Source organism: Accumulibacter sp., from assembly GCF_031732815.1.
In the GTDB taxonomy this organism is placed as follows: domain Bacteria; phylum Pseudomonadota; class Gammaproteobacteria; order Burkholderiales; family Rhodocyclaceae; genus Accumulibacter.
Genome location: NZ_JAVMKF010000325.1, coordinates 1 through 11025 on the forward strand (window position 1 = coordinate 1; position 11025 = coordinate 11025).

Annotated in this window: 12 protein-coding genes, 1 pseudogene and 1 riboswitch; of the genes and pseudogenes, 10 read left to right on the forward strand and 3 right to left on the reverse strand. The window is 66.0% G+C overall.

Going from position 1 to position 11025, the window contains the following annotated elements:
• Together RKP46_RS19955 and RKP46_RS19960 are read left to right on the forward strand one after the other, a co-directional pair.
• Window positions 1–279 (forward strand): annotated as a pseudogene (locus tag RKP46_RS19955) (hypothetical protein); the annotation flags it as partial.
• Window positions 276–479 (forward strand): hypothetical protein, encoded by a 204-nt coding sequence (locus tag RKP46_RS19960; RefSeq protein ID WP_311108248.1) that lies wholly within the window; start codon window positions 276–278, stop codon window positions 477–479. The pseudogene RKP46_RS19955 and the gene RKP46_RS19960, both read left to right, overlap by 4 nt.
• A gap of 304 nt (window positions 480–783) precedes the next feature.
• Here the strand turns inward: RKP46_RS19960 and RKP46_RS19965 are convergent, their stop codons facing one another.
• Window positions 784–1386 (reverse strand): hypothetical protein, encoded by a 603-nt coding sequence (locus RKP46_RS19965; RefSeq protein ID WP_311108249.1) that lies wholly within the window; start codon window positions 1384–1386, stop codon window positions 784–786.
• A 192-nt stretch (window positions 1387–1578) separates the two neighbouring features.
• On the opposite strand from RKP46_RS19965, the gene RKP46_RS19970 reads away from it, so the two are divergent.
• Both RKP46_RS19970 and lon read left to right on the forward strand, forming a co-directional pair.
• Window positions 1579–1980 (forward strand): Hsp20/alpha crystallin family protein, encoded by a 402-nt coding sequence (locus RKP46_RS19970; RefSeq protein WP_311108250.1) that lies wholly within the window; start codon window positions 1579–1581, stop codon window positions 1978–1980.
• Between the two features lie 14 nt (window positions 1981–1994).
• Window positions 1995–4358 carry an endopeptidase La gene (gene lon, locus RKP46_RS19975; protein WP_311108251.1) on the forward strand — a complete coding sequence of 788 codons (2364 nt, stop codon included), beginning with the start codon at window positions 1995–1997 and terminating at the stop codon, window positions 4356–4358.
• Window positions 4359–4370: 12 nt separating this feature from the next.
• Here lon and RKP46_RS19980 read toward each other — a convergent pair whose 3' ends face one another.
• Window positions 4371–5678, reverse strand: a complete 1308-nt coding sequence (locus RKP46_RS19980) for an ATP-binding protein (protein ID WP_311108252.1) — start codon at window positions 5676–5678, stop codon at window positions 4371–4373.
• Window positions 5666–6427 (reverse strand): response regulator, encoded by a 762-nt coding sequence (locus RKP46_RS19985; protein WP_311108253.1) that lies wholly within the window; start codon window positions 6425–6427, stop codon window positions 5666–5668. The genes RKP46_RS19980 and RKP46_RS19985 overlap by 13 nt, the downstream gene beginning before the upstream one ends.
• Before the next feature lie 171 nt (window positions 6428–6598).
• On the opposite strand from RKP46_RS19985, the gene RKP46_RS19990 reads away from it, so the two are divergent.
• The 6 genes from RKP46_RS19990 to RKP46_RS20015 all read left to right on the forward strand — a co-directional run.
• Window positions 6599–7093, forward strand: a complete 495-nt coding sequence (locus RKP46_RS19990) for a periplasmic heavy metal sensor (protein WP_311108254.1) — start codon at window positions 6599–6601, stop codon at window positions 7091–7093.
• A gap of 99 nt (window positions 7094–7192) precedes the next feature.
• Window positions 7193–7265: riboswitch (S-adenosyl-L-homocysteine riboswitch) on the forward strand.
• 109 nt (window positions 7266–7374) lie between these two features.
• Window positions 7375–8787: an adenosylhomocysteinase gene (gene ahcY, locus RKP46_RS19995; protein WP_311108255.1), complete on the forward strand. Its 1413-nt coding sequence runs from the start codon at window positions 7375–7377 to the stop codon at window positions 8785–8787.
• A 13-nt stretch (window positions 8788–8800) separates the two neighbouring features.
• Entirely contained in the window at window positions 8801–9643 is an 843-nt protein-coding gene (metF, locus tag RKP46_RS20000; protein ID WP_311108256.1) for a methylenetetrahydrofolate reductase [NAD(P)H], read from the forward strand.
• A 7-nt stretch (window positions 9644–9650) separates the two neighbouring features.
• Window positions 9651–9929: a DnaJ domain-containing protein gene (locus RKP46_RS20005; protein ID WP_311108257.1), complete on the forward strand. Its 279-nt coding sequence runs from the start codon at window positions 9651–9653 to the stop codon at window positions 9927–9929.
• Window positions 9926–10462: a hypothetical protein gene (locus RKP46_RS20010; RefSeq protein ID WP_311108258.1), complete on the forward strand. Its 537-nt coding sequence runs from the start codon at window positions 9926–9928 to the stop codon at window positions 10460–10462. Before RKP46_RS20005 ends, RKP46_RS20010 begins: the two co-directional genes overlap by 4 nt.
• A 3-nt stretch (window positions 10463–10465) precedes the next feature.
• A partial coding sequence (locus RKP46_RS20015) for a hypothetical protein (protein ID WP_311108259.1) occupies window positions 10466–11025 on the forward strand: 560 nt, incomplete at its 3' end.

The following is an 11025-nucleotide window of genomic DNA, read 5'->3' on the forward strand; positions in this document are numbered from 1 at the left end:
ACATCCAACTTCACGCCGGCTCACGGCGACCACTTTCAGGTTGGCCGCGACAGCGAGCGCGAACGCTTCGCGCGGCTGATCGAACACGGGTTCAAGCACGCCGGCTGCACGCAGACGCTGCTCAGCGATTCGGGCCTGGAGATCCTGCGTCAGGCGAGCAAGGGACTGCCCCGGCATGCGGCGCGCATTCTGCGTACCGCCATGCGTCTGGCGGTACCGCGCGGGCTCAATCATCTGCCCGACGACCTGTTGCAATTGGCCATCGAGGAACTCCGATGAGCCGTCGCCGCAACCGCCTCTTCCCCGGGGGCCTCTCCGACGAAGCCGCCGTCGCGCTCTGCGACTTCCTCTTCCACCTCGCCACCGCCTGCGAGAGCCACTACTTCGTCCAACTCCGCCGTCATCATGATCGCCAAAGGAAGCTCTACGATCCCGAGGAACCCTGGCGCTTCCCGACCAGCGATCCGCGATCCCGATAAGCCCCTTGTCCCACCCTGTCGCCGGGCCAAATCCGCCAGACTACAGCGTGGGACTTTCCTCTTGTCTCACCTCCGAATAGCTCGCGACGAGGAGTCTCGAACAGGGCGGGACGTAACACGAACTGGCGGTCGGCGCGTTCGAGATGGGCATGCGTTGCCGCCGCGTCGAACGGCGCCAGGGCGACGCCGCGCCAGTACGCCAGCCAGGGGTCGGCGAGCGACAGATCGTCGGGCATCGCCCGCAACCAGGCGTTCAGCGTCCGGTGCCAACCGCGAGTCATGAGGCGTTCGGCTGAGGCGAGAATCAGCCTGCGCAAGCGCAGCGTCCTCGCGCGCGCCACTCGTCGGTCGGCAGCACAGTGAGCCAGCCGTTCGCCAGCAAGCGCGAGAACGAAGGTGGAGGGCGCGTGCGGCTGGCGATCGGCCAGCGCACGCCCGACGGGGTTTCGCGCCAGGCGATGCGCAGCAGTTCCTGGAAATCTGGCATGCCCACCGCCTGATGGCAGTTGTCGAATACCAGCAGTTGGCGAGGCGCAATGGCGCGGTAGAAGGTGGCAAAGAAGTGCGCCAGGAAGCGTTCCAGGCGGCCCGTCAGCAGCGGTTCGGCGGCGGGAAGCGCTGCGGCCTGGCCGCGAAAGTGCTGCGCTGCCCGCCGCAAGTAGTCGCAGCAGACGACCGGGTCGGCGTCGCCGTGGTCGGCGTCGTACCAGAGCGCCGGCAGGGAGCGTGTCTCAACATGGCTTGCGATCAGAGCGGTCTTGCCGGCACCTGGCGACCCGGTAATCCACACCGACGATTCTGCAAGCAAGGCGTCGAGCCGCCGCAGCAACCGTTGCCGCCGCAGCAGGCGCCTCGCGCGCGGCGGGCTCCACTTGGCCAGCAGGCCTTCGCTTCCCTTCTTCTGCATGACCTCGCACCTCGCCCGAAATCCCCGCACTATGGCGCAGCCTTCCGCGTGCCAGCGCGCCGTCTGGCGGCTGACCAGCGCCCAACGGTCGCGTCTGCCGCCGCTCGCTGCTGCGGCGAGCTGACCCGCGGCGGGCTTATACTACCCGGCTGCGCCGTGTTGCGCGCGGCAGGTCGGTCGAGGACGAAAGCCATGAGATCTCGTGAAGGGGTGTTCGTCGCCTGGACGGAAGCGCTTGAGCTTCTGCAGGGCGCCGAGCGACTGCAGCATCGTTTCGTTTCTCTGCAGACACAGTGGGCGGGGCCCTGTTGGGAACCCGCGGTCGATCTGTACGAGGAGGCCGACGAACTCAGGCTGCTGGTCGCTTTGCCCGGCGTCAGTCCGTGTCAGATCGAGGTGGTCCTCGACGAAGCCGGTCTGCTGGTGCGCGGCGAGCGGCCGCGGCCTTGCGCCTCGCCAGGGATGGCGATTCGCCGCCTGGAAATCCCCTATGGCCGTTTCGAACGCCGCGTGCCGCTGCCGCCGGGGAGGTACCGGCTGGTCCAGCAGTCGCTCGCGGACGGCTGTCTGCTGCTCGTTCTGCGTCACCGCTGAGCAGGGCGGCGAGGATGTCGGCCGAGCGCAGCCGGGAGCGCGGCAACCCGGGCATGCTGCCCATTGCGGACGATGCCCTGATCATCGTGCCGATCCGCAATGTGGTCCTTTTCCCCGGCATGATCCTGCCGTTGACGATTGGTCGTCAGCCCTCGATCATCGCCGCACAGCAGGCGGTCAAGACCGATCATCCGGTCGGCATCCTGATGCAGCACGACGCCGAAATCGAGACGCCGGGTCCGGACGATCTGAGCCGGGTTGGCACGCTGGCCAACATTCTGCGCTACGTGACGCTGCCGGACAGTACGCACGTCATCGTCTGTCAGGGCTTGCAGCGCTTTTCCGTGCGCGAGTATGTGGCCGAGCATCCGTTCCTGGTGGCGCGTGTCGAGCGCCTCGACGAGGCCGAGGCGAGCGATAGCGAGACCGAGGCGCGTGTGCTGCAACTGCGCGAGCGCGCGCTGGAAGTTCTGCAGTTCCTGCCGCAGGTCTCGCGTGAACTCGTCGAGGCGGTGAAGAGCGTCAGCCAGCCTGGTCCGCTGGCCGATCTGGTGGCGAGCATCGCCGAGATCAAGCTGGCCGAGCGACAGCGCGTGCTCGAGACGATCGATGTCCAGCAGCGACTCGAACTGGTTCTCGAATGTCTGATCAAGCGCCTGGAGGTCTTGCGCCTGTCGCGCGAGCTGGACGAGCGGACGAAGGCGAGCATCGACCAGCATCAGCGCGAGTACCTGCTGCGCGAGCAGATGAAGTCGATTCAGCACGAGCTGGGCGAGGGCGAAGCGGGAAACGCTGCCGAGCTGGCGACGCTGCGACGTGCGATCGTCGAGGCCGAAATGCCCGAGGAAGTGGCTGCTCAGGCGAACAAGGAGTTGCGCCGGCTTGAGCACATGTCCGATGGTTCAGCCGAGTATTCGCTGTTGCGCACCTACCTCGACTGGCTGGTCGAACTGCCGTGGAAGGAGCCGGAAGCCGACCGGATCGAGATCGGCGAAGCCAGACGAATCCTCGATGCCGACCATTTCGGCCTGGCCCAGGTGAAGAAGCGGATTGTCGAGTTTCTCGCTGTGCGCAAGCTCAACCCGAAAGGTCATGCGCCGATCCTGTGTTTCGTCGGGCCACCGGGTGTCGGCAAGACTTCGCTCGGCCAGTCGATCGCGCGCGCGCTCGGCCGCAAGTTCGTCCGCGCCTCGCTCGGCGGTTGCCACGACGAGGCGGAGATACGCGGCCATCGGCGCACCTACATCGGTGCCTTGCCGGGCAACATCATCCAGGCGATCCGCAAGGCGGGTTCGCGCGGCTGCGTGATGATGCTCGACGAAGTCGACAAGCTGGGCAGCGGGATTCAGGGCGACCCATCGGCGGCGCTCCTCGAGGTGCTCGATCCGGAGCAGAACAACTCATTTCGCGACAATTACCTGGCGCTGCCCTTCGACCTGTCGCGGATGCTGTTCATTACGACGGCAAACGTTCTCGACAACATTCCCGGGCCTTTGCGCGACCGCATGGAAGTCATCGAACTGCCCGGCTATACGCACGAGGAGAAGTTCGAGATTGCCCGGCGCTATCTGCTCGCCCGCCAGATCGTGCACAACGGCCTGCAGGAGGGGCAGCTTGCGATCAGCGACGGTGCGCTTGCGGCGATCATCCGCGACTACACGCGCGAGGCCGGCGTGCGCTCGCTCGAGCGGCAGATCGCCGCGGTCTGCCGGCGGGCGGCGGTAAGCGTCGCCGAGGGGAGCGTCTCGGCGCTGGAGGTCGGCGCCGACGATCTCGTCGGGATTCTAGGCGCAAGCAAGTTCGACAACGAAGTCGCCCTGCGCACCAGCCTGGCCGGCGTTGCCACCGGGCTGGCGTGGACGCCGGTCGGCGGCGACATCCTGTTCATCGAGGCGAGCCAGACGGCTGGCGACGGCAAGCTGATCCTCACCGGGCATCTGGGCGAAGTGATGAAGGAGTCGGCGCAGGCCGCCCTGACGCTGGTCAAGACAAGCTTGGGCAGCCTCGGTCTGCCGCCCGCTTGTCTGGAGAAGAGCAACATCCATATTCACGTGCCGGCCGGCGCAATCCCGAAGGACGGTCCAAGTGCCGGCGTCGCCATCTTCATCGCGCTTGTTTCGCTGCTCAGCGAGCGGCCGGTGCGCAACGACACGGCGATGACCGGCGAAATCAGCCTGCGCGGACTGGTGCTGCCGGTCGGCGGGATCAAAGACAAGGTGCTCGCCGCGATGCGCGCCGGGATTCGGCGTGTCCTCCTGCCGGCGAGGAACCGCCGCGATCTCGACGAAGTGCCGGTGGAAGCACGCGAGCGGCTCGAGTTCGTCTTTCTCGACCAGGTCGATGAGGCGATTGCTCAGGCGATGTCGGCGAGCGGGTAGCCGCTCGCCGGTTCAGGTGGCCGGCAATTCGACGATCACTTCCAGCCCGCCGTCCGGCGGATCGCTCAGGCTGAGCTTGCCGCCGCAGCCGCTGACGATGCGCCGGACGATCGCCAGGCCGAGACCGCAACTGCCGTCGGTGGCGCGCGCCGGTTCGAGCTGAGCAAAGGGTTCGAGCGCGTGCTCGCGATCAGCGCGGGCAATTCCGGGTCCGTGGTCGCGTACGCTGAGCACCAGCGTCGACGCTTGGCGCTGCGTCAGCGTCACTTCGATCGGCGGGGCGCCGTGCTGCAGCGCGTTGTCGATCAGGTTGTCGAGCAGGCGCTGCAGGTCGCTGGCGGCGATCATCACCCGGCGCTCACCGAGCGTTTCGTCGACGGTCAGCGTCAGCGGCCGGCCGAGTTCGCGCTGGCGGGCGACGGCTTCGCGCAGGAAAGCGACGACGGCCAGCGCTTGCGGCGTTCGTCCGCCTTGTTCGCTGCGCAGAAAGGCCAGGCATTGGGCGACGATACGTTCCATGTCATCGACATCGCGCGTCAGGCCGCTGCGTTCGCCGTCGCTTTCCAGCAGGGCCAGACGCAGACGCAGGCGCGCCAGCGGCGCGCGCAGGTCGTGCGTCAGTCCGGCGAGCATCTCGCGCCGTTCGGCCGCAGCGCTCGCCAACTGATCGAGCATCCGGTTGTGGCGCTCGGCCAGCCGGCGGACTTCGGCCGGACCTTCCGGTGTGACCGTGCGCGCGGCGCCGTCACCGGTAGCGGTGACCGCTTCGCCAAGGCGCGCCAGCGGGCCGACGATGCCGCGCACGAAGAGTACGGCGATCAGCAGAACGACCGCCAGCGTTCCGGCCAGGCGCAGCCAGAGTTCGCGCGGCAGGTCCTGCGGCTCGAAGCGCGGTGGCGGCAGAACCAGCCACCAGCGTTCGCCGCCCGAGTGGAAACCGATCCACAGGCCACCACGCAGCCCGGGACCGCTGTGCCGCAGCAGGACAGGTTCGCCCAGGTGTTCGTCGAGTTCGTCGGCGAGGCGCCGGGCGAAGCGAAACTGCGCCGGCTGGCTCGGCACGTGCGGCCCGTCGGCGCGCAACTGCAGGCCCTGCTGGCTGTCGCTGGCGCTCAGGCGGCGCCGGCTTTCCTCGTTCAGCCCGGGCAGCGCGCTTTGCAGCAGCCGGATCTGTCCGGCAATCAGATGTACCGTCTGATCGACGTGCCAGGCTCGCCGATAGCGGCTGATCAGCGAAAACGTCGCGATTTCGGTCACTGCGATTACCGCGATGACCAGCAGGACGGTTCGCCCGGCGAGCGAAAAGCTCAGGAATCGCATCGTGGCGCGGCCACTTCGCTCGCCGCATCGGGCACGAAAACGTAGCCGACGCCCCAGACCGTCTGCAGATAACGCGGTTGCGCGGGATCGCGTTCGAGCAGGCGGCGCAGACGATGGATCTGGACGTCGATTGCCCGGTCGAACGAATCGCTGCCCTCGCGGCGCGTCAGCTCGATCAGGCGTTCGCGCTTCATCGTCTGATTGGCATGCGTGACCAGCACATTGAGCAAGGCAAACTCGCCGCTGGTCAGGGCGACCGGGCAGCCGTCCTTGAGCAGTTGGCGCGTGCTGCGGTCGAACAGCCATTCGCCGAAACGGACTGTGCCGCGTTGCGGTTCGGATGCCGGGGGCCGTCCTCCACGGCGCAGGACGGCCTCGATCCGGGCGACCAGTTCGCGCGGGTCGAAAGGCTTGCCGAGGTAGTCGTCGGCGCCCATCTCCAGACCGATCACGCGGTCGACCGGTTCGTCGCGCGCGGTGAGCATGATGATCGGGCGCGCCTCGCCGCGCCCGCGCAGGCGGCGGCAGGCGCTCAGGCCATCCTCGCCGGGCAGCATCAGGTCGAGAATCAGCAACTGGGGCTGGTAGCGTTCGAGAAAGGCGTCGAGCTGACGCGTGTCGGGCAGCAGCAGCGTGTCGTAACCCTGCCGCCCGAGATAGGTGGCGAGCAACTGGCGCAGCTCCGGGTCGTCATCGATGAGCAGGATCTTTTTCACGTGCGTGACCGTCGTCGGGAGAACAGCCGCCATTCTATGCCGCCTGTCGGTTACGTCTGTGGCGGCGCAACATTTTGCAACGAAGTCCTTGCTCGGCGAAATGCCTTGTAACTGGCTGCTGCGCGAGAATGTCTGCACCGCAGGCGAAGCGCTCGACCGCTTCCTGCCGGGCGGAGCCCATCAACCGAAAGAAGGAGTTGTCTGATGAACTGGAAAATCTCACCGCGCCACGCGCTGTTTGCTCTGTTGCTCAGCTTCGGCGCCAGCGGTCCGCTGCTCGCCGCACCGCCCGATTGCTGCCCTCCTGGCGGTGCCCTCGAACATCGCGCCGGGCATGTGCTGCGCGAGTTGTCGCGCCTGCACGACGAACTCAAACTCAACCCGCAACAGGAAGCGCTCTGGCAGGAGGCCAGCCGGTTCTCCCGCGAGGGCATGGACGCGATGCGCACGCAGATGCGCGGCCAACGCGCGGCGGCGCTGAGCATGCTCAGCCAGCCGAACGCCGACCTGCGCGCCATCGTTACCCAGATGGACGAAGCGCGCGAAGCGGGACGCAAGCAGCGTGAAGCAAACCGCGAGCGCTGGCTGCAGGTCTACGACAGCCTCGACGTGGCGCAGAAGGAAAAGGCACGGCTTTTCGTCAAGAGCCGGATCGAGAAAATGGACGGCGGCGGCAGGTTCGACCGCCCGCGCCGCTGAGGCGGAGCGTGCGCCGGCGGGCCGTGCGGTCCGCCGGTGAGCGCTGGCTGCTTCCGCTCGGCAGACTCGGCAAGGCGCAAACCGGGATATAATTCAGCGCAATCCGAGGAGCGCTGCAGAACCGTGGACCGACGGTTCGAGGCTCGGATTCTCCCAACGGCGCTCATCCAACCAACCCTGACCGGGGATGGGGCAACGGGTGGGCCCGGCCGAGACCCTTCTGCCGGCCAATGCCGCGGCTTTTCCCCCCTTCCCGGTCACCGCTTGCAAGGAGTTCTACCGTGCCGGATGCTTCCATCGAAAGACATGACTACGTTGTTGCCGACCTTCGCCTGGCTGACTGGGGCCGCAAGGAAATCCGTATTGCTGAAACAGAAATGCCCGGCCTGCTGGCGATTCGCGAAGAATTCGCCGTCAGCAAGCCGCTGCAGGGCGCGCGGATTACCGGCTCGCTGCACATGACGATTCAGACCGCCGTTCTGATCGAAACGCTGCTCGCCCTCGGGGCTGAAGTTCGCTGGGCCTCGTGCAACATCTTTTCGACGCAGGACCACGCGGCGGCGGCGATCGCGGCTGCCGGCATCGCCGTTTTTGCCGTCAAGGGAGAGTCGCTCGCCGATTACTGGGAGTATACGCACCGCATCTTCGAGTGGCCGGATGGCGGGTACAGCAACATGATCCTCGACGACGGTGGCGATGCGACGCTCCTCCTGCACCTCGGTGCGCGCGCTGAGCAGGCTCCCGAGGTCCTCGCCAAGCCGACCTCGGAGGAGGAAACGGTGCTTTTCGCCGCGATTCGCGCCAGGCTGGCGAGCGATCCGACCTGGTATTCGCGCCGCCTCGCGGCGGTCAAGGGGGTGACCGAAGAAACCACCACCGGCGTCCACCGGCTCTACCAGATGCACGCGCGCGGCGAACTCGCCTTTCCGGGAATCAACGTCAACGACTCGGTGACCAAGTCGAAGTTCGACAACCTGTACGGCTGCCGCGAATCGCTGGTCGACGGAATCAAGCGCGCCACCGACGTGATGGTCGCTGGCAAGGTTGCGCTGGTCTGCGGTTACGGCGACGTCGGCAAAGGTTCGGCACAGGCTTTGCGCGCGCTCTCGGCGCAGGTCTGGGTGACCGAAATCGATCCGATCTGTGCGCTGCAGGCGGCGATGGAAGGCTACCGCGTGGTCACCATGGATTATGCCGCCGACAAGGCCGACATCTTCGTCACGGCGACCGGCAACTACCACGTGATCACGCACGCGCACATGCTGAAAATGAAGGACCAGGCGATCGTCTGCAACATCGGGCATTTCGACAACGAGATCGACGTTGCTTCGATCGAGGGCTATCAATGGGAGGAAATCAAGCCGCAGGTAGACCACGTGATCTTCCCCGACGGCAAGCGGATCATCCTGCTCGCCAAGGGTCGGCTGGTCAATCTCGGTTGCGCCACCGGTCACCCGTCGTACGTCATGAGTTCGTCGTTTGCCAACCAGACGATTGCCCAGATCGAGCTGTTTACGCGTACCGCCGACTATCCGGTGGGCGTTTATACGCTGCCCAAGCATCTGGACGAGAAGGTTGCCCGTCTGCAGCTCAGGAAACTGAATGCCGTGCTTACCGAACTGACCGACGAGCAGGCCGCGTATATCGGCGTGCCGAAAGCGGGTCCGTACAAGTCCGACCATTACCGCTACTGAGGCTGCCGCTGCAATGAGCGAGAGCCGACGCATCTTCAGCCTCGAGCTGTTTCCGCCGCAGACTTCGGAAGGCGCCGAAAAGCTGCGCGCGGCGCGCGCGCAGATGGCCTTGCTGCGCCCGAAGTTCTTCTCGGTGACCTTTGGCGCCGGCGGCTCGACGCGCGAGCGCACGCTGGAGACGGTGCTGGAGGTTCAGCGCGAAGGGCACAGCGCGGCGCCGCACCTGTCGTGCATCGGCTCGACGCGCGAAAGCATACGCAACATCCTCGAGCAGTACCGCGCCCACGGCATTCGCCAGCTCGTTGCCCTGCGCGGCGACCTGCCGTCGGGAATGGCGCGCCCGGGAACGTTTCGCTACGCGAATGAACTCGTCGAGTTCATTCGCGCCGAGACGGGCGACTGGTTCCATATCGAGGTCGCGGCGTATCCCGAATGCCACCCGCAGGCGAAAAGCCCACGGGACGACCTGCTCGCTTTCAAGCGCAAGCTCGCCGCTGGCGCCAACTCGGCGATCACCCAGTATTTCTACAACTTCGAGGCCTACGAGAGCTTCATCGACCGCTGCCGGGCGATCGGCATCGAGGCGCCGATCGTTCCCGGCATCATGCCGATCGCCAGCTACAGCAGTCTTGCCCGTTTCTCGGACAACTGCGGTGCCGAGATTCCGCGCTGGATCAGACGGCAGCTCGAAAGCTACGGTGACGATAGCGCGTCGATCCGCGAGTTCGGTCTCGAGGTCGTCGGCCGACTGTGCGAAAAGCTGCTCGCCGCCGGCGCGCCGGGCTTGCACTTCTACACGCTGAACCAGGTCGCGCTGACCCGGACGCTCTGGCAACGGCTGGGTCTGAGCGCTTGATGCGATCATGAAGGACTACTACGCCGTGCTGGGCATTGCCAGCGATGCGCCGCTCGCCGAAATCAGGCTGGCGTATCGGCGGAGCGCCCAGCAGTACCACCCGGACCGGAACCGTTCGCCGGAAGCCCCGGAGCGCTTTCGCGACGTTCAGGAAGCTTACGAAACCTTGTCCGATGCCCGGCGCCGGCATGATTACGACGAAAACCGCCGGCGCAATCTGCTCGAAAAGCCGCTCGAAACGGCGCAGGAAATCTGGAATCACTATCTCGCAGGAGTGCTGTCTTGAAGCTGTCCCCTTTCTTCGCCGAGATGAAATCGGCTTACGAAGCCGAAATCGAGGATTTGAGCACCGATTCAGCCGGTAAGGACGTCCTCGCCGAACGCCTGCGCACCAAGCGTGGCCAGCTAGCGCAACTTCTGCCTATGCTCGAGGTCAGTCCCGAGATGGTCGCTGCGGCTTTTCATGGCGGCGTCTTCTTCAGCCAACCGCAGGTGATCAGCGAACTGGTCGGGCGCGAGCCGCACAGGCTGCCGTCCTGGGCAGCGATCAGCGACGCCGTCCGGCTGACGCCGTGGGCCGAAAAACTCGCCGAGATCGTCCTGGGCGACGCGGCTGGCGACCGTTTCCTGGTCATCGCCGCGTGCCTCGAGTATCTGCAGGGCCGCCCGGATTCGTCAGCGCTCGCCGAGGAGAGCGCCGCCGATGCCAATGGTGACAACGCGGGCGAGGACGGCGAAGACGGCGATCTGGCCGACGACGGTGCCGACTGGCTGGCCGAACAGGGTTTCGAACGGCGCGATCGTTTTTCAGGTGATTGAACGATGAACCATCCAGTCGTTGTCAAGGCGGCCAGGCTGATACACGCGGGCGACATCGTTGGCGCCGAGACCGCGCTGGCTTCGCTCGTCGAAACCGACGGCGATCAGGCGCTGGTCGTCGCCATGGACGAGTTACCGGCCAAGGACCTGCTGGCCGTGCTGCGCGATTTCGACGCCTCGCGCGAATCGGTGGTCAACCTGCTGGTCTCGCCCGAGCAGTTTGCCCGCGCAGTCGTTCTCGAGCGGCGTTATGGTGACGCCAGTCACGAGCGTCTGCACGGCATGATCAACTCGGTTGTTTTCCGCGCCGGCGGTGACCCGGGCGAGTTCATTGAGGCGATTGCCGCACTCGATGGCGGATGCGAGGTGCTCGCCGACTACCTGAGCGATCGCCTGGAAAACCTCGAGCACTTCTTTCGGCACGGCACCTTCGACTTCTTCTCCGAGGGCGACGATGCCACCGCCGGGATGAGCGACGCCGAATGCCTCGACGCCTTGTCCGATCCCGAGATCAATCGCCCGTTTCTGGAGCACAGCGAGGTCAACGACCACGACTGGCTCGA